Below are 16,740 nucleotides of genomic sequence, written 5' to 3'. Positions count from 1 at the left end.
CGACTGCTTTTCCAACCGAGTAGACAATCTAAACTAAACTAGATCGGGCGATCGAAACGCTGCTTCAAGCGAGTTGCTTTACCGACCCGCTCACGCAGATAGTAGAGCTTGGCTCGCCGTGCCTTACCGCGCCGCAATACTTTGATGCTAGCAATGCGAGGAGAATGAATGAGAAAGACTCGCTCTACGCCGACGCCTTGAAAGATCCGCCGCACGGTGATGGTTTCATTGATACCGCCGTTCCGCATTGCTATCACGGTGCCTTCGTAGGGCTGGACCCGCTCTTTTCCTCCTTCCTGGATCACAACACCGACTTTAACAGTGTCGCCCACATGAATCACGGGCAGGTCTGTTTTAAGCTGCTCCGCTTCAATGGAGTTGATAATCTCTTGAGCGTTCATCAGATTTCTCAAAAACTCACAATCGCTAATCATAGCGTAGGGGTTAGCAAATAGTCTACTTCCCCAGTCAGGAAATTAGGAGGAAATTGGGCAAATGCACAGGCGCAATTGGCCTCAGAATCTCTGGCTGCCGGGGAGTTTCTGTATTTCTCCTTAAAAGATGGGGACAAATACCCTCCCAGGGGATTGAATTTTCTCAGTGGGGTTGAGAGCTTAACTGACAGACAGCCCTGCTGATTCAATTCACCGATTCAATTCATCCAGCTAAGCGTAGGATACATGATTGACGTTTTATCGTTTGGTCTTTCAACTTTGGCTCTACCCAGCCAATTTCTCAGGATGGCACCGCCCTATCTGGCCCTGCATATCCCTGACGGTTTTCTGAATCTCCCCGTTAGTCTATTCACCTGGGTAGCAACGCTTGTTTTGATTGCCGTCTGCCTCAAGCAGGTGCAACGAGACTATCAGGAACGGGCTGTGCCGCTGATGGGAGTCTGTGCCGCCTTTATTTTTGCGGCACAGATGATCAATTTTCCGATTCCGGGCGGCACGTCTGGACATTTGCTGGGCGGTACGCTGGCCGGCATCTTGCTTGGACCCTGGGCCGGTTCACTCGTGATGGTGGTAGTTTTTATCGTCCAGGCAGTCCTGTTCCAGGACGGTGGTTTGACGGTGCTGGGAGCCAACATTTTTAATATGGGACTGATCGGCACCTTCGGCGGCTATTACCTTTATCGAGCGGTTCGCGCTGCGGTTGGGTTTAATAGCTGGCGCGGCATGGCGATTGCAACCGTAGTCGCAGCTTGGACCAGCGTTGTGGTGGCGGCGTTGGCCTGTGCGATTCAGCTTGGCCTCTCTGGAACCGTGCCGCTGGGCATTGCCCTATCTGCGATGTTGGGATGGCATGTGCTGATCGCGATTGGCGAAGCCATCATCACCCTGATCGCGGTTAGCTACATTTGGCGGACTCGACCCGATCTGCTGTTCGACCCGCCGCAAACCCGCACGGCCTTGCCGCGTCCCCTGATGCCACGCTGAAATCACTAACCTGGACTATAGCAAGCATCGCAAGGAATCAAAGGAATTATCGTTATGAATAGATCTGCCCAGACTCGAAACCGCGCCTTTGTGATCACTGGATTAGGAATCGCGCTTTTGGTTGCTGTCTTACTTTCTCCTTTTGCCAGTTCGGATCCCGATGGCCTCGATCGGGTGGCTCAAGATCATGGGTTCGACACCAAAGCAACAGAAGATGCCCCGGCACAACGGCTACCCTTTTACAACATTTTTGAGGAGTACGCTTTGCGGGGCGCACCCGACGGCATTGCCACTCCTATCGCTGGCTTGATCGGTACACTGGTGACCTTTGGATTGGCGTGGGGAGCAGGCAAACTTTTCGTCAAAGGCAGAAGTTCGGATACGACCCTGTCTGATCGCGATTATCCAGACCAGCTTCCACGCTGAGGGTTGGGAACCAGAAGGCAGAAGTCAAAAGCAGGTGATTGCGATTATCCAGACCAACTTCCGCATTCAACCGTATATTCAATAGGAACTCAATCTCTTGGAGGTGGATGCTTCTCAGCGGGTAACCGGCAGCCATGCCGCCAAATGTGGCAGTTCATTGATCTCAATTTGATTTCCGTTTGTTTCTTCGATCCTCTCTGAGACAACCTTGGAGCGTTGCCCATGCTTTTGCACATCGGTGCCTTCCAGCTAGATGCAGATAGTCAGCGCTCCTCACCCTGGCATCAGCTAGCTCCGCGTACTCGCCTGCTTTGTGCGCTACTGTTCGTGTTTGCAACCGCTTTAACCCCCCAGGGCCGCTGGTGGACTTGGGCGATTTACGCTTTAGGGCTGGTAATCCTGATGGGATTGAGCCGCATCACGTTACCGATCCTATTACGTCGGGTGGCGGCAGAATTTACCTTTATTGCCGTAGTCCTGCTAGGGACGTTGTTTCGGCAGGGAGGTACCGTTCTCTGGCGTTGGCAAGGGCTACAGATTACCACGGTGGGGCTGATGGTATTGGGCAGTGTGGCAACCAAAGCGTTGCTGTGTTTGCTGATGCTGAATTTATTAGTGCTGACGACCTCGGTTCCAGCGCTGCTGCATGCCCTAGCTGCTCTTAGAACTCCCCCGCTACTCGTGGCAATTTTCGCGGCGATGTATCGCTATATTGGCGTTTTGGTCGAAGAGTTTAACACGATGCGGCGGGCAGCAGCGTCTCGCAATCTCACCAGCGGCTCTCGGCAACAGCGGCTCGTGGTTGGCAACATGATTGGGGGATTATTCATCCGCACCTACGAACGCGGCGAACGGATTCACCAAGCAATGCTGGCTCGTGGCTATACCGGGCTTCCCCCCGTGGCTGAAGTGACTACCGCCGGCCGCCAAGACAGGATTGCCCTCACCCTGATGACGCTGCTATTGCTGTTAGGACAAGCGGTTTATTTGTGGTTCTAGAGTTTGGTTCGTTTTACGGTCTCGATATTCGATGCATCACAACCCCATTACCATCACCCACCTGAGTTACGCCTATCCCGATGGGACCGAGGCGCTTAGAAACATTAATCTATCGATTCACGCCAGTGAGAAAATTGCCATTGTTGGAGCCAATGGCTCTGGGAAATCCACGCTGCTGCTGCACTTTAACGGGATTTTGTTGCCCCAAACCGGCGAAATTATTGTGGGTGAACTGCCGGTCGAATCGCGTCATCTAAAAGCTGTGCGCAATTTTGTCGGGCTAGTGTTTCAGAACCCAGACGACCAAATCTTCATGCCGACGGTTTGGGAAGATATCACCTTCGGTCCTCGCAACCAGGGTTTGAGCGGTGCAGCATTGGCCCATCGGGCTGAACATGCCATGTATGCGGTCGGGCTAAACCCAGAACACTATGCCAGTCGGAACGCCAGTAACCTATCCGGTGGCGAAAAAAAGCGGGTCGCCATCGCCGGTGTGCTCGCCATGCAGCCGCAGATTTTGGTTTTGGATGAACCCACGGCCCAGTTAGATCCACGCTCGCGGCGTCAACTCATTTATTTGCTGCAAAATTTACCGCTGACCCAACTCGTTGCTACTCACGATCTGGATTTAGCTTTGGATTTATGCAGCCGCACGATTGTGCTGAGTCAAGGAGAAATTGTCTACGATGGCCCTACCGAAGCGGTGATGAACGATCAGGACTTTCTGGAACGACACGCCTTGGAACGGCCCCTCTGTTATACCCGTCCCTATTGTCAGCTAGAGCATCGTCCACTGGAACAACCCCACCCGGCCACCCTACCCCATTGGTAAGTGCAGCCTTGCAGGGTAAAGAAGTTGATAGGATAGACAAGGTGCCTCAAAACTAGCGCTTCACACTCTGGGTTCTTGCATGAATATCCTCACAAACCTGTTACCGAAATCTCCGACTCCTCGTGTCAAACGGCAGCGACGCGGTGTTGAAATTAAATCGCCTCAAGAAATTGAAATTATGCGGCGCTCTACCGCGATTGTCGCCACTGTGCTAAAGGAAATTGAGGCGCTAGTAGAACCCGGCATGACTACCGCCGACCTCGATGCCTATGCCGAAAAACGAATTCGGGAGATGGGAGCCACCCCCAGCTTCAAGGGCTATCACGGCTTTCCGGCCTCGATTTGCGCCTGCATCAACGAGGAAGTGGTCCACGGCATTCCCAGCCGCAAGAAAGTGATCCGCCGAGGCGATGTGCTCAAGGTGGATACAGGTGCCTACTACGAAGGCTTTCACGGTGATTCCTGCATCACGATTGCCGTCGGTGAGGTGAACCCAGCCGCCGCCAAGCTGATTCGGGTGGCCGAAGAAACGCTATTCAAAGGAATTGAGCAGGTCAAAGCCGGTAAGTACCTGTTGGACATTGCGGGCGCGATCCAAGATCATGCCGAAGCCAACGGTTTCAAAATCGTGGAAGAGTTTACCGGACATGGCGTCGGTCGGAATTTGCACGAAGAACCGTCGGTGTTTAACTTCCGCACGCATGAATTGCCCAATGTCCGCCTCAAAGCAGGCATGACCCTAGCAATTGAGCCAATTCTCAACGCTGGCTCCAAACATACCCGTACCCTATCTGACCGCTGGACCGTGGTAACGGTAGATCGCTCGCTCTCGGCTCAGTTTGAACACACCGTACTCGTCACCGAAGACGGCTACGAAATCTTGACCGACCGCTCAAAGGTTTAGCCGCCTGCTTCTACCTGTCCTGCCGCCAAAGCAATTGCCATCGGGTAAATGCGGTGCTCTTGCACCTGAATCCGCTGATGCAGGGTTTCGGGAGTATCATCAGGCAATACAGGAACAGCAGCTTGAACGATAATCGGGCCGCTGTCTACTTTCAGCTCGACATAATGAACCGTGCAGCCGGTAATTTTGACGCCTGCTTGCAGGGCCTGCTCGATTGCATGGGCACCGGGAAAGCTCGGCAGCAAACTGGGATGAATATTGAGAATTCGGTTGGGATACGCTTCGATCAAGACTTCAGTTACGATCCGCATCCAGCCCGCCATGATGACCCACTCGACCTGATGCTGCCGCATGGTTTCGGCAATCGCCTGATCAAGCGCTTCGCGGCTAGCAAAGTGACGATGATTCAACAACACTTTGCTCAACCCTAACCGATCGGCGCGGGCGGCCACGGTGGCATCAGGATTGTTGTAAACCACGACCTGAATTTGGGCATTCAGTTTACCAGCGGCAATCGCGCTCGCAATCGCTTCGACGTTACTGCCACTACCAGAGGCCATTAGCCCCAGCTTCAACGGTGCTGAGAAGATATCACCGGAAGGCACAACATCGGGATAAACCAAACTGGCAGGAGTGCTGAAATAGTCTTGGGCGGCAACTGGCTCTGACATCGTCGGATTTGTTTTGTATAGGTGTGTTAGGTACGTGAGCAATGCTTACCTATGATGCCATTGAATCCAGTTGGGCGATGTGGATAAGTCGCCGCTTCAATAGGCACTAAGAATTATCCTCAGATCAGCTACTGCCTACGCACCGATGCCGTTACACTGCTATTGATTAAGGCTCTGTCTCAAGTTGAATGAAATTGGCCACTCCTGCCCCTCTCTCTCGTGACACATTGCTGGCTTGGCTGTTTCTGGCACCCGCTCTGATTCTGCTCAGCGTTTTTGTGCTTTACCCAATTGCCTACTTGGGCTACCTCAGCTTTACGAGCGGCAGCTTTACTCGCGCTGGCGTGCATTGGGTGGGGCTGAAAAACTACAGCCGTTTGTTCACCGATCCAGAGTTTTGGCAAGTGGTGGGTAATACAATTTACTTCACGGTGGCTACCGTCATCCCTAGTCTCGTAATTCCACTCGCACTGGCGGCCCTGCTGGATCGCACCGTGGCACTGCGGGCGTTTTTGCGGACCGCTTACTTCATTCCATCGATTACTTCACTAGTAGCGGTGGGTTTGGGTTTCCGCTGGCTGTTTCAAACCGATGGCGTAGTCAATGCGCTGCTGGCTCGGCTTGGGATTACTCCGCTTGCTTGGCTGGGCGATCCCACTTGGGCCATGCCGGTGCTGATTTTGTTCAGTATTTGGAAGCAGCTTGGCTTTAACTTAGTGGTATTTCTAGCTGGCTTGCAGACCATTCCTACCAGCCGTTACGAAGCGGCAGCCCTTGATGGTGCCAATGCTTGGCAGCAGTTCCGCTACATTACCCTACCTGGATTGCGTCCCACGCTTGTGTTTGCTACTATCACCACCGTGATTTTTACTCTCCGCAGTTTCGAGCAGCCCTATGTCATGACGGGCGGTGGACCGCTAAATTCGACGAACCTGCTCGTGTTTTACATCTACAATCAAGCTTTCGCTCAGTTTGATCTGGGCTATGCCGCGGCAGCGACAACCCTGCTGTTAGGCATCACGCTGATGCTGGTCTATGTCCAGTTGCGGCTTACCCAAGAGGAGTCCTAAATCCTAGTCCAAATCAATCCGATTGAGCGAATGAACGTGGAGACGACGAGATAAATAGCAATGAACGGTGACGTAAAGCAACCTGCTTTTGTGTGGCGGCGAAATAAAGCCGCGGTTGACCGCTTGTGGATGCTGGGGTTGACTCTGGCTGCGACCCTTTTGTTAACGCTGAATTTAGGGAATGTCCCCCTCAAGGACTGGGACGAAGGACTGGTGGCCCAGGTAGCCCGTGAAATTTGGCAGGCTCCGGCAGGTTCCTTGACTTGGCTGCATCCAACCCTCTGGGGTGAACCCTACTTCAACAAACCGCCCCTGATGCACTGGCTGATTGCTGGGCTTTACAGCATTGCAGGCGTGAATGAATGGACAGCCCGCTTGCCCAGCGCTGTTTTCACGATTCTGTCCGTGCCGCTATTTTACGGAATTGGTCGAGCGGTGTTTCACGGACGGTTGCCGGTTCTGTTTGCCACAGTGGTTTACCTAACTTCGCTAACGGTGGTGCGCAATGGTCGGTTTGCCATGCTGGATGGCGCGATTCTGTGTTTCTTCCTCCTGATGATTTGGTGTTTGCTGCGGGCGCGGGGCCATTATGGCTACTTGCTGGGAGCGGGACTGGCCTTTGGCCTGCTCTGCCTCACTAAAGGCATTCTAGTGGCGGTGCTGTTGGGTGGCATTGCACTGCTATTTTTGGTCTGGGATACGCCGCGCTTGCTTCAGCAGCCCTATCTGTGGTTAGGGATCTTACTGGGCAGCGTTCCGGCCATCGCTTGGTATGGTGCCCAATGGCTGCATTATGGCCAGGCTTTCTTGGGTAACAACTTGGTAGACCAGTCGCTGCAACGCATCTGGACCGATGTGGAAGGAAATGGTGCACCCGTCTGGTACTACCTGTTGGAGCTGCTGAAGGCTGCGCCGTGGATTCTGTTTCTCCCAGCAGGCTGTCGCTTAGTCTGGAGCAACCGCAACTGGAGTTGGGCCAAGCTGGCTATTCTTTGGGGCAGCGTTTACTTGATTGCCATTTCCCTGATGGCGACCAAATTGCCGTGGTACATTTTGCCGCTGTTTCCGGCCTTGGCTTTGATCGTGGGTGCCCAACTGGCCGAGATGTGGCAGCAGGGCAAGCAGCTTGGGGTTCAGCAGTTTCTGCCAGATGCCTATTCTCCAGCCTGGTTAGCTAGCTTCAGCATCTTAGCTGCTGTGGGTTGGCTGGGAGCAGCCTATTTTATCGGTTGGGCCGCTCCGGCAGAAAGCGATTTGGGTTTAATTCTGGCGATCGCAGGCGCTACGTTCAGCATAGCTGCGTTTCTGGTGGCTCGGCAAAATCCGCAGTTTATCAATATTTTGGTTTGGGGTACCTATTTGGCCCTGCTGCTGCTGATGGCTTCTCCCCATTGGGCTTGGGAGTTGGCAGAGTCTTATCCGGTTAAGCCAGTGGCGGCGATGATTCAAACTCATGTTCCTGCCGGTAAACCAATCTACACCTCCTATCCCTATAACCGTCCGTCGCTGAATTTCTATAGCCAGCGGCAGGTGATTCCAGCTTCAGAGCAGGAGTTGAAGCGGGCATGGCGCAGAGACGAAACAGCTTACCTACTGATTGATCGTCCCACTCTGATCGCCCTGGAAATTTCGCCAAATCGCATCATTGACACCGCCGAAGAATGGCTCCTCATAACAAAAGATAAGATCTGAAGTAGAGCGATTGCGAGTTTTGCCGTTCACCGTTCCAATTGCGCAGCTAAATCCTATGAATTCTGATCAAACCTCTTCTGTACCAACCTCTGAAGAACAACCTGTCATTCAGCCGCAACCTGCCTTTGGCTGGACAAGTTACGCCGAAATCATCAACGGTCGTTTTGCCATGATTGGGTTTGTGGCGCTGTTGATTCTGGAATTGTTCACCCACCAGGATTTCTTTACCTGGCTGGGACTGCGCTAGATCACCATAGCGAAACAAAACTTAATAACCATTCTGTAACATAAACTACCATTTCAGGATTTATGCTAGTTTGGTTTGTAGAATTATTAGACAGCACAGAGTAGCTTATAAGGATGTTCAAGATGAACAAAAACCGTCAGCGCATTTTGACCGAAACCGCACAGTTGCATCGCACGAACTTGCGTAGAAACTTGGAGCGTCGTTTAGAGGCGGCCAAGGCAAGAGGCGATGAGCATTTGGTGCGGATGCTGGAAGCGGAAGCCAACTATTTGGGTTAGAGTTAAGCCACCGCAAGCGATGCAAGGTTAGTTCAGGCAGATTGTTAACCAGTAATCCGTTTGCAGAACGGTCTAATCTACTAACAAATAATCACAAGCGAGGGATTAACTCCTTCGCTTTATTTTTTTAACGCTAATCCAAGTGAAATAACTGATACGGAATCCGGGTAGTAAAGTGACACTATTTTATGCCTCCTTCCACCAGTGAAATAGCGTGTGCCGACGAATGACTTCCGGCATGGCTGAAAGGATGTTACAACGAGATGCTAAAGCTTCTTCGAGTGCATCCAAGTTCTCAAACTTGCGATTGACTAACGGTTCATCACTCAATTGCCACAAATGCTCGGCCGGTTGTAACTCTGGAGAGTAGGGAGGCAGGAATTCCAGATGAATGCCTTGTGGCACCACAACCTGTTTAGCTCGATGCCACCCAGCTCCATCAATCACCAATAAGATCTGTTTGTTGTCTCCTGCCCCGACTGCTTCGGCAAACTCCTGCAAGGCTCGGTTGAACCAAGCCACACTCACTCTGGGGAGGATAAACCACTGGGTCAATCCACTGTGAGGACAAACGAACGCATACAGGTAGAGCCATTGATAGCGATGATGCACTGTTGCGATTGGGCGTTGTCCTCGTTTCGACCAGACTTTACGAAGAATCGGTTTGAGTCCCAAGCGATGTTCATCAAATGCCCATACTTCAACTTGAGCCGTTGGATACGCTTGTCTCAACTGCTCGACTCGGTGCGGCAAGTTTTTTTAAAGGCAGTTTGAGCCGCCTCATCCGCGTTGGCATGACGAGGACGTGGGCGCTGCCCGCTGTAGTGAAGTCGTTGCAAGTAATCCCATCCTCGCTGCGGGTGAACTTGCGCTCGTCCTGTTTTCTGGGCAATCCACTGTGCCACTTTCGGTCCACTCCATAGCCCACCATCAGCAGGAGGAGATTGCAACGCTTGGTCGAGTTCTGCTTGTTGCGTCGCACTCAAGAGGGCACGACGGGTCATTTGTCGTCCTCGTCGTCGATTCGCAATCGTTTCAACCCCGTCTTGGTTGTATGCGTAAACAACTTTACGAGCGTAAGAATAGCTCACACCCACACTTTCAGCAGCATCGAGGAGATACCATCGTTGTGAAACTAACCATAGTAAGTGCCAGCGTCGCGACTCAACGGGGTCGGTGCTACTTTGGTAGCGAGCTTTGAGTTCCTCGTCACTGAGGTGATTTTTTAGCGTAATTGTGCGTCCCATCCCTTCATTCTATAGTGTTACTCTATAGTCGGATTCCGTATGACATACAGCGTTTTTCACTCATGTGAGGCATAGGGGGTGTGGGGCAGTGCCCCTGCACCTCGTTTTCCGTACTTCATTAGCCTGAAAAAGGCTGTAAGCAACTGAAATTAAAAAAAACGATCGCCTCCATTACAGAAGACGATCGCTCATTTCAATCAAATCAATTCAATCAAATTGCGGTGAAATTACACCGGTTTGATTCTAGTAGCCTTAGTAATCGAAGTCACCGCCCATGCCGGCACCAGCACCAGCCGCAGCAGCATCCTTCGGTTCAGGCTTGTCAACCACGATGCACTCGGTGGTCAGCACCATGCCGGCAATAGACGCAGCGTTTTGCAGAGCCGAGCGAGTTACCTTCGCTGGGTCAACAATACCAGCCTCGAACATATCGACGAACTGATCCTTCGCAGCATCGTAACCGACGTTGAAGTCTTTCTCTTTCACACGCTCAGCAATCACCGCGCCGTTCTGACCAGCATTCTCAGCAATCCGCTTCAGCGGAGCCGACAGGGCACGAGCTACAATCAGCGCACCGATCAGCTCTTCGTTCACCAGGTTCGCCTTAGCCCATTCTTCCAGACCAGGAGCCATGTGGGCCAATGTGGTACCACCACCAGGAACGATACCTTCTTCTACAGCCGCTTTGGTCGCGTTGATCGCGTCTTCCAAGCGCAGCTTGCGGTCTTTCATTTCGGTTTCGGTGGCTGCACCAACTTTCACTACAGCAACACCACCCGACAGCTTCGCCAACCGCTCTTGCAGCTTCTCTTTGTCGTAGGAAGACTCGGTTTCTTCCATCTGACGGCGGATTTGCTCACAGCGAGCCTTCACGGCAGCTTCGTTGCCTTCAGCCACAATCGTGGTGTTGTCTTTGGTAATGGTGATGCGGCGCGCCTTGCCCAGCATGTCGAGCTTGACGTTGTCCAGCTTCAGACCAGCATCTTCGGTGATCACCTGCCCACCCGTCAGCACGGCGATGTCTTCCAGCATGGCTTTCCGACGATCACCAAAGCCAGGAGCCTTCACAGCCGCTACGTTCAGCACACCCCGCAGGCGGTTCACCACCAGCGTTGCCAGGGCTTCTTTCTCGATATCTTCGGCAATGATCAGCAGTGGACGACCGGAACGAGCGACTTGCTCCAGCACCGGCACCAGGTCCTGCACCAACGTGATTTTCTTATCGGTTAGCAACAAGAAAGGCTCATCTAGTACTGCTTCCATCCGCTCGGTGTCGGTGGCGAAGTAAGGCGAGATGTAGCCTTTGTCGAAACGCATCCCTTCGGTCACTTCCAGCTCAGTCGTCATCGACTTGCCTTCTTCCAGAGAGATCACACCTTCGCGGCCTACTTTCTCCATCGCCTCAGCGATCATGGCACCCACTTCTTCGTCGTTACCAGCCGAGATGGAGCCGACTTGAGCGATCGCTTTGGAATCTTCAACTTGACGAGCATGCTTGGCGATTTCATCCACCAAGAAGCCAGTTGCCTTGTCGATACCGCGCTTCAGCGAAATAGCATTAGCGCCAGCAGCCACGTTGCGCAGACCTTCCTTCACCATCGCATGAGCCAGTACGGTTGCAGTCGTGGTTCCGTCACCGGCCGCATCGTTGGTCTTGGAAGCAGCCTGACGAATCAAAGAGACGCCCGTATTTTCGATGTGATCTTCCAGCTCAATTTCCTTCGCAATGGTGACACCGTCGTTCACAATCTGAGGAGCACCAAACTTCTTCTCCAGCACCACGTTGCGACCCTTAGGACCCAGAGTGACCGCAACCGCTTCCGCCAGAATATCGATTCCCTTTTCCAGGGCACGACGAGCATTTTCGTTGTAAATGATGCGCTTAGCCATAACGTTCAATCAGTGTTGAGTGTTGAGTGTTAAGTTCTTAGTTTCGAGTTGCAAACAGTCTGCAAGCTTCAAGTCGCTTCGAGTTTTGAATCCTGAGTTCTGAGCTTTATCCAACTCAAAACTCAAAACTTAAAACTCAAAACTTTTTAAGCAACGATTGCCAAAATGTCTTTTTCCGACAGCAAAACATACTCTTCAGTGCCGAGTTTGATGTCAGTACCGGCATACTTGGAGTACAGCACTTTGTCGCCAATTTTCACTTCCATTTCTTGGCGAGAACCATCATCGTTACGACGACCAGGGCCAACAGCTGCCACTTCCCCAACCTGGGGTTTTTCCTTAGCCGTGTCGGGTAGGAAGATACCGCCTGCGGTCTTCTCTTCAGAAGCACTGACTTTAACGAAAACACGATCTCCTAGAGGCTTAACGGTTGAAACACTCAGAGATACAGCCGCCATACAAGAATTCTCCAACTATACAAATCTAGGATTAGAAGCTTTGAACCTTGGGTCTCAACTTTGAGTGAATAAACGCAACGGACTCAAAATCTCAATCCTCAAGTTCAACACTCCAAAGGGCGAGCATCAACATAAGCCCAACTCCTGGTGGATTTGGGGTGTCAATCTCGTCGCTTTGAAAACCCACAATACTCAAACCTGAGTTTCGAGATTAGCACTCTCCACTCCTGAGTGCTAATTTAACGGACAAGTGGCCCAACTGCAACCCGTTCTTCTATCTTTGGGAGTACGGTTTACCGAACGGTGACTCCAAAAAGCGAAGTCAGACGATGCCAAATCGGTTTGATGCCTGGGCTTTACAAACCTCATACTTTCGTTAAAGATTGCGCAGAAATGCTGGTGAGTCAGAAAAATCCTGTGCCAGGATAGCGTTCATAGAGGCTGAGCCAATCAGCGCTTCAACAGCCTAGGATGTTAGCCCCACAGCCATTCGGTTTTGTCATACTCCTCACCAACCTAGATTTGCCCATTACGATCTGCACAGAGTCTACATAAAGCCGACGTATCATCTGCATACATTCACTAGCAAACCATGCATCCCCAGAAATTGTCGTTCTACGATTTTGGCGCTTTAGTCACCGCTCTGCTCACAGCGCTTACTGTTGTGATTAGCACTCCTGCCGGTCTGAATACTACTTTGTCTCAATCCTCCCCATCTCAATCCACTGCATCTCAGCCCACTGCCCTCAATTTGACATCCTGGCTGACTGAGAAGTGAGGCAGTCAGAAGAGAAGCTTGCTGGAGATTTTCAATTACCTGAGTAGGTTCGGGCAAGTTTCTACACATGACGTTTGCAGCAGCATACCGTTGGCTAGAAAAACATAGATGCTGTCTAACGCTGGTTCTGACGGGGCATCCGTCACTCGTCACATTTTGCTGAACAACTGCGTAAGGTCGTAGCGCGCCGCCGAGGAGCTTGGGTTAACTGGTCTAGTGAGTGGCTGAGTTTTAGTATCGCGCACTGGGAAATAACCAATTGATGCAGCCAATAGAGCGCATGAAATCACAAATCGAAGTCAATGGCGTGGAAACATTGACTCTGATTTATTTGGTTGTTTATTTGGTTGGCATTCTTACCGATATCTTTTGATTTGACATTTTTTAAAAATTATTTTTGTCAAATCTAGCTACGTCCCGTCACTGACAATCCTTCTACGATCACCGATGGTGTATAACAGGAGCCATTCCACTCTGCATCACCGCCTAGTTCCACTAAATTCTTCAGAGCTGTATATACATTCCCTGCCACCATCGTATCTTTGACGCGACCTATAACTTCGCCATGTTCTATCCAGAAACCCAGATCAACATTAACGGAAAAATCCCCCGAAATACCTGGGCCGCCTCCCAGAATTTGATCCACAACCAAGCCAGTTTTGAGGCCAGCAATCAGTTCCGGCAAGGTTTTCACACCTGGTTGAACCATGAAATTGAATAATCCTGGTGTGGGGTAGCTACCCAAGCCTGGACGAAACCCATTGCCAGTGGTGCCACTGCTCAAAGCGCGTCCAATCGAGCGATCGGTATAAAACAGTTGCAAAACGCCATCTTGAATAAAAGTGATTGGGCGAGTTGGAGTCCCTTCATCATCAAACGGGCAGCTAAAGGGACCAGCATTCGGCTGTTGCGAAATGGTGATGGCATTAGAGGTAACGGACTGCGTTAAGCGATCACTCCAAGGTGAGGCCCGCTCTACCACCTGTTTGCCGTTTAAGGCAGCCTGAACGGTGCTCCACAGCATGTCTGCGGCTTTGGCTGTGAATAGGATCGGAACCCGACGACTAGGAACAGCAATGTTGTCTTTCGCCCAGTCTAGGCGCTGAATAATTTGCTGAGCCAGCTCCACCGGATTCAGATCACCCCGTTGGGTTTGACCATCGGAAACGCTGAGAAAATCATCGCCCCGCACCCACTCGGCAGAAACATAGCAGCTCAAGGTCGTGTCGGTGTAGCCGCAGTCCAACCCTTGGGAGTTAATCAGGCGCGTGGTTTCGGCATCACATTCCCATTCAGCATTGCAGAGAATTTCTGGATAGGCATCACGAATTAACCCAATCGCTTCCTTACCCCATTCCACTAACTGCTCTACGCCCACAGCCTCGCCCAGATCGGGGTAATGGCTTCTGGATGCATCTGCTAGCTCGATTGTCTCCGGCTGGTTCAATTGGCTAAGGGCAAGCGCCCGATCTACCAGAGCCTGTGGCTCTACTGGACCATAGGCCACTGCCAGCCCCGGACATCCAGCTCGCCATAGCCGCAAAGCAATGCCCTCTGACTGGGAGCTTTCCAACTGCTTCAGCCGATTGGCCTCAAAAAATACCGGGCGAGACAGCGAATAGGATTGAAAAACTTCTGCGGCCTCTGCGCCTGAACGAATGGCCAAATCTAGCAGTTGTTCGGCAATTTCCTCCTGCTGCGAGTTTTCAAACCCCATAAGTATCCAACCTACTGCGTCATGAGCTGCCAGACCTTGAAGAAAATTAATTTTAGGTGTTGAGTTAGGCTTGAATTTGGGGTTTAACTCAACACTCAAAACTAATTTTTCTCACGGTTTGTAAAACTCATAACTATCTTCTAAGAAAAGGGGGACGTTACGCCAGATTAAGTTCTTGCATCAACCAGAAACCAGCAAAGGACTCGGCCTCTGGATTCGACTGGACCGCAACAAAGTGGATCTGCTGTGCTTGCTGCTTGGCGGTTTCAAAGGCTTTAGCTTCGGTTTGCAGATCGGCAGTGGGCAGGTTAGCCAGAATCCAAGCGTCGCTGGCTCCGGTTTCTAAAACAAGCTGGGGAGGCGTCGGGTTGAACCGCAGAAACGCTAACTCCAGTCCCGACATCCAAGCCGCCAGTGGTAACGCCCGCGAGGAATAGATAATTAACCCTGGAACTGATGTATCCGGCTGCAAACCGAACATTTCGACCGGAAAGGCTTCGCTAAAGCCAATTTCCCACTCCGACATCTCCTGAAAGGCTGCGGCTTCCAGAGACACAAACGCCCATCGTTCGCCCACGAGCGCATCGGGAAGGGGCTGGGGCTTGGGGGGAGGTAAGGCCACCGAGGGATTGCTGCCAGCCTGATAGTTGGGTAGCGACGGATAGTAATCCTGCATCCGCTGGTCAATCCACTGGTTTAGGACTAAGGTACGCCGACTGGGGTAAGCTGGAATCCCTACCTCTTCGCATGCCTTGGTGATCATGTTGTTCATCTGCCGGCGAAAAAAGCGAATTTTGTCTGGCCGAACTGCGGCTTGGTCAAGGGCTTTTTCCAGAGCAGCGCGAAGCCGCACAGAATTTACCTCGGTGCTGGGCAAAAACTCTGAGTAGCGAAATAGCGAATCCCACTGCGCTTGGGCCTCGGATGGGCTTTCACAGATCAGGACTTCCCAGAATTTCTTTTGGTTCTCGTCAACCACCGGACGAGAGTACAAATCGAGTTCCCAAATCGTTGTCATGGGTTGGTTTACACTCGCAGGGCAACCATTTTCTGTACGGCTTCCACAATTTGCGGTGGCTGCACAATTGTCAGGTTTTCCAGCGTACCGTTGTAAGGTGTAGGAATATCTTGGGATGCTAGCCGCAGCACCGGAGCATCTAGCTCATCAAATAGACGGTCGTTAATCGAGGCGGTTAGCTCGGCCCCAATCCCACCCGATTTCATACATTCTTCTACGATAATAACTCGATGGGTTTTGCGAATCGATTCGCCAATCGTGTCGAAATCGAGCGGTTTCAACGAAATTAGGTCGATGACTTCCGGGTTAAAGCCTTCCTTCTCCAGCGTTTTAACCGCTGCCATCACATGATGCCGCATGCGGGAATAGGTGAGGATGGTAACATCACTACCCTTTCTGACGACTTCTGCTTTGTCGAGCGGCAGCACATATTCTGCTTCGGGCAAATTCTCTTTCAGGTTGTAGAGCAGCACATGCTCAAAGAACAGCACGGGATTATCGTCCCGAATCGCTGCTTTTAGTAAGCCCTTGGCGTTGTAGGGAGTTGAGCAGGCCACCATCTTCAAACCGGGCACGCCTTGAAAGTAGGCTTCCAAGCGTTGGGAATGTTCTGCCCCAAGCTGGCGACCAACCCCGCCCGGACCGCGAATCACCATTGGGATCTTGTAGTTGCCACCAGAGGTGTAGCGTAGCATCCCGGCATTATTGGCAATCTGGTTAAAGGCCAACAGCAAGAAGCCCATATTCATGCCTTCGATGATCGGGCGCAATCCAGTCATTGCTGCCCCAACCGCCATGCCGGTAAAGCTGTTTTCCGCAATCGGTGTATCTAACACCCGCAGCTCACCATACTTTTTATAAAGATCTTTCGTTACCTTATAGGAGCCGCCGTAGTGTCCCACATCTTCACCGAGCACGAAAACGGCAGGATCTCGTGCCATTTCTTCGTCAATTGCTTCCCGCAGGGCATTGAAAAGGAGGGTTTCTGCCATTACTAAACAGGTAAAAAGTGCATAGTAGTTAACCTTAATGCATCTTAACTGGTTCCGGTGCTGATCCGCGCAGGTGCTAGGT

General features: G+C 51.7%; 19 protein-coding genes. 10 read left to right on the top strand and 9 right to left on the bottom strand.

What is annotated here, in order from left to right:
• Window positions 1-38: 38 nt before the first annotated feature.
• Window positions 39-401 (bottom strand): 50S ribosomal protein L19, encoded by a 363-nt coding sequence (rplS, locus tag HJG54_RS10495; RefSeq protein ID WP_316434843.1) that lies wholly within the window; start codon window positions 399-401, stop codon window positions 39-41.
• A 279-nt stretch (window positions 402-680) separates the two neighbouring features.
• Between rplS and HJG54_RS10490 the strand changes: the two genes are divergently transcribed.
• The 5 genes from HJG54_RS10490 (at window position 681) to map (ending at window position 4,600) form a co-directional block, all read left to right on the top strand.
• Window positions 681-1,439 carry an energy-coupling factor ABC transporter permease gene (locus HJG54_RS10490; RefSeq protein WP_316434842.1) on the top strand — a complete coding sequence of 253 codons (759 nt, stop codon included), beginning with the start codon at window positions 681-683 and terminating at the stop codon, window positions 1,437-1,439.
• Window positions 1,440-1,493: 54 nt separating this feature from the next.
• The gene (locus tag HJG54_RS10485; RefSeq protein WP_316434841.1) at window positions 1,494-1,865 is read left to right on the top strand and encodes a PDGLE domain-containing protein; all 372 of its coding nucleotides are present in this window, start codon (window positions 1,494-1,496) and stop codon (window positions 1,863-1,865) included.
• A gap of 222 nt (window positions 1,866-2,087) precedes the next feature.
• A complete protein-coding gene (cbiQ, locus tag HJG54_RS10480; protein WP_316434840.1) occupies window positions 2,088-2,864 on the top strand; it encodes a cobalt ECF transporter T component CbiQ in 777 nt (258 codons plus the stop codon).
• A 31-nt stretch (window positions 2,865-2,895) separates the two neighbouring features.
• Complete coding sequence (locus tag HJG54_RS10475; protein WP_316434839.1) at window positions 2,896-3,696, top strand: energy-coupling factor ABC transporter ATP-binding protein; 801 nt, start codon at window positions 2,896-2,898, stop codon at window positions 3,694-3,696.
• Between the two features lie 79 nt (window positions 3,697-3,775).
• Window positions 3,776-4,600, top strand: a complete 825-nt coding sequence (gene map, locus HJG54_RS10470) for a type I methionyl aminopeptidase (protein WP_316434838.1) — start codon at window positions 3,776-3,778, stop codon at window positions 4,598-4,600.
• Here map and purN read toward each other — a convergent pair.
• Window positions 4,597-5,271: a phosphoribosylglycinamide formyltransferase gene (gene purN, locus HJG54_RS10465; RefSeq protein ID WP_316434837.1), complete on the bottom strand. Its 675-nt coding sequence runs from the start codon at window positions 5,269-5,271 to the stop codon at window positions 4,597-4,599. The genes map and purN overlap by 4 nt on opposite strands.
• A 188-nt stretch (window positions 5,272-5,459) precedes the next feature.
• On the opposite strand from purN, the gene HJG54_RS10460 reads away from it, so the two are divergent.
• The 4 genes from HJG54_RS10460 to HJG54_RS10445 all read left to right on the top strand — a co-directional run bounded on the left by HJG54_RS10460 (window position 5,460) and on the right by HJG54_RS10445 (window position 8,558).
• Window positions 5,460-6,341: a carbohydrate ABC transporter permease gene (locus tag HJG54_RS10460; protein ID WP_316434836.1), complete on the top strand. Its 882-nt coding sequence runs from the start codon at window positions 5,460-5,462 to the stop codon at window positions 6,339-6,341.
• Between the two features lie 60 nt (window positions 6,342-6,401).
• Complete coding sequence (locus HJG54_RS10455; RefSeq protein WP_316434834.1) at window positions 6,402-8,033, top strand: ArnT family glycosyltransferase; 1,632 nt, start codon at window positions 6,402-6,404, stop codon at window positions 8,031-8,033.
• 55 nt (window positions 8,034-8,088) lie between these two features.
• Complete coding sequence (locus tag HJG54_RS10450) at window positions 8,089-8,280, top strand: chlorophyll a/b-binding protein (protein WP_316434832.1); 192 nt, start codon at window positions 8,089-8,091, stop codon at window positions 8,278-8,280.
• A gap of 122 nt (window positions 8,281-8,402) precedes the next feature.
• Window positions 8,403-8,558, top strand: coding sequence for a hypothetical protein (locus HJG54_RS10445; RefSeq protein ID WP_316434831.1), 156 nt, complete (start codon window positions 8,403-8,405; stop codon window positions 8,556-8,558).
• Between the two features lie 186 nt (window positions 8,559-8,744).
• Here the strand turns inward: HJG54_RS10445 and HJG54_RS10440 are convergent, their stop codons facing one another.
• The 4 genes from HJG54_RS10440 to groES form a co-directional block, all read right to left on the bottom strand.
• Window positions 8,745-9,290, bottom strand: coding sequence for an IS630 family transposase (locus tag HJG54_RS10440; RefSeq protein ID WP_316431599.1), 546 nt, complete (start codon window positions 9,288-9,290; stop codon window positions 8,745-8,747).
• Entirely contained in the window at window positions 9,287-9,805 is a 519-nt protein-coding gene (locus HJG54_RS10435) for a helix-turn-helix domain-containing protein (protein WP_316431598.1), read from the bottom strand. Before HJG54_RS10435 ends, HJG54_RS10440 begins: the two co-directional genes overlap by 4 nt.
• A 252-nt stretch (window positions 9,806-10,057) precedes the next feature.
• Complete coding sequence (gene groL / locus HJG54_RS10430) at window positions 10,058-11,695, bottom strand: chaperonin GroEL (RefSeq protein WP_316434830.1); 1,638 nt, start codon at window positions 11,693-11,695, stop codon at window positions 10,058-10,060.
• Window positions 11,696-11,841: 146 nt separating this feature from the next.
• A complete protein-coding gene (gene groES / locus HJG54_RS10425; RefSeq protein WP_211627027.1) occupies window positions 11,842-12,153 on the bottom strand; it encodes a co-chaperone GroES in 312 nt (103 codons plus the stop codon).
• A gap of 592 nt (window positions 12,154-12,745) precedes the next feature.
• Between groES and HJG54_RS10420 the strand changes: the two genes are divergently transcribed.
• On the top strand, window positions 12,746-12,931 hold the full coding sequence (locus HJG54_RS10420) for a hypothetical protein (protein WP_316434829.1): 186 nt from the start codon (window positions 12,746-12,748) through the stop codon (window positions 12,929-12,931).
• 406 nt (window positions 12,932-13,337) lie between these two features.
• On the opposite strand, the gene HJG54_RS10415 is transcribed toward HJG54_RS10420, so the two are convergent.
• The 3 genes from HJG54_RS10415 to HJG54_RS10405 all read right to left on the bottom strand — a co-directional run bounded on the left by HJG54_RS10415 (window position 13,338) and on the right by HJG54_RS10405 (window position 16,658).
• Window positions 13,338-14,648 (bottom strand): TldD/PmbA family protein, encoded by a 1,311-nt coding sequence (locus HJG54_RS10415; protein ID WP_316434828.1) that lies wholly within the window; start codon window positions 14,646-14,648, stop codon window positions 13,338-13,340.
• 157 nt (window positions 14,649-14,805) lie between these two features.
• Window positions 14,806-15,666 carry a Tab2/Atab2 family RNA-binding protein gene (locus HJG54_RS10410; protein ID WP_316434827.1) on the bottom strand — a complete coding sequence of 287 codons (861 nt, stop codon included), beginning with the start codon at window positions 15,664-15,666 and terminating at the stop codon, window positions 14,806-14,808.
• Between the two features lie 8 nt (window positions 15,667-15,674).
• Complete coding sequence (locus tag HJG54_RS10405) at window positions 15,675-16,658, bottom strand: alpha-ketoacid dehydrogenase subunit beta (protein ID WP_316434826.1); 984 nt, start codon at window positions 16,656-16,658, stop codon at window positions 15,675-15,677.
• Between the last annotated feature and the right edge of the window lie 82 nt (window positions 16,659-16,740).

Origin of the sequence: Leptolyngbya sp. NK1-12 (assembly GCF_032598965.1) — a bacterium.
In the GTDB taxonomy this organism is placed as follows: Bacteria; Cyanobacteriota; Cyanobacteriia; order Elainellales; family Elainellaceae; genus Elainella.
Note: the sequence above shows the minus strand (reverse complement) of the source record. Positions and strands in the feature narration are given on the sequence as shown.

Bases quoted from the DNA above. Each gene is read 5' to 3' on its own strand.
- groES (WP_211627027.1), bottom strand. From the start codon at position 12,153: ATGGCGGCTGTATCTCTGAGTGTTTCAACCGTTAAGCCTCTAGGAGAT.
- HJG54_RS10490 (WP_316434842.1), top strand. From the start codon at position 681: ATGATTGACGTTTTATCGTTTGGTCTTTCAACTTTGGCTCTACCCAGC.
- purN (WP_316434837.1), bottom strand. From the start codon at position 5,271: ATGTCAGAGCCAGTTGCCGCCCAAGACTATTTCAGCACTCCTGCCAGT.
- groL (WP_316434830.1), bottom strand. From the start codon at position 11,695: ATGGCTAAGCGCATCATTTACAACGAAAATGCTCGTCGTGCCCTGGAA.
- HJG54_RS10460 (WP_316434836.1), top strand. From the start codon at position 5,460: ATGAAATTGGCCACTCCTGCCCCTCTCTCTCGTGACACATTGCTGGCT.
- HJG54_RS10435 (WP_316431598.1), bottom strand. From the start codon at position 9,805: ATGGGACGCACAATTACGCTAAAAAATCACCTCAGTGACGAGGAACTC.
- HJG54_RS10445 (WP_316434831.1), top strand. From the start codon at position 8,403: ATGAACAAAAACCGTCAGCGCATTTTGACCGAAACCGCACAGTTGCAT.
- cbiQ (WP_316434840.1), top strand. From the start codon at position 2,088: ATGCTTTTGCACATCGGTGCCTTCCAGCTAGATGCAGATAGTCAGCGC.
- HJG54_RS10410 (WP_316434827.1), bottom strand. From the start codon at position 15,666: ATGACAACGATTTGGGAACTCGATTTGTACTCTCGTCCGGTGGTTGAC.
- HJG54_RS10420 (WP_316434829.1), top strand. From the start codon at position 12,746: ATGCATCCCCAGAAATTGTCGTTCTACGATTTTGGCGCTTTAGTCACC.
- HJG54_RS10415 (WP_316434828.1), bottom strand. From the start codon at position 14,648: ATGGGGTTTGAAAACTCGCAGCAGGAGGAAATTGCCGAACAACTGCTA.
- HJG54_RS10450 (WP_316434832.1), top strand. From the start codon at position 8,089: ATGAATTCTGATCAAACCTCTTCTGTACCAACCTCTGAAGAACAACCT.
- HJG54_RS10475 (WP_316434839.1), top strand. From the start codon at position 2,896: ATGCATCACAACCCCATTACCATCACCCACCTGAGTTACGCCTATCCC.
- map (WP_316434838.1), top strand. From the start codon at position 3,776: ATGAATATCCTCACAAACCTGTTACCGAAATCTCCGACTCCTCGTGTC.
- HJG54_RS10485 (WP_316434841.1), top strand. From the start codon at position 1,494: ATGAATAGATCTGCCCAGACTCGAAACCGCGCCTTTGTGATCACTGGA.
- HJG54_RS10455 (WP_316434834.1), top strand. From the start codon at position 6,402: ATGAACGGTGACGTAAAGCAACCTGCTTTTGTGTGGCGGCGAAATAAA.
- rplS (WP_316434843.1), bottom strand. From the start codon at position 401: ATGAACGCTCAAGAGATTATCAACTCCATTGAAGCGGAGCAGCTTAAA.
- HJG54_RS10405 (WP_316434826.1), bottom strand. From the start codon at position 16,658: ATGGCAGAAACCCTCCTTTTCAATGCCCTGCGGGAAGCAATTGACGAA.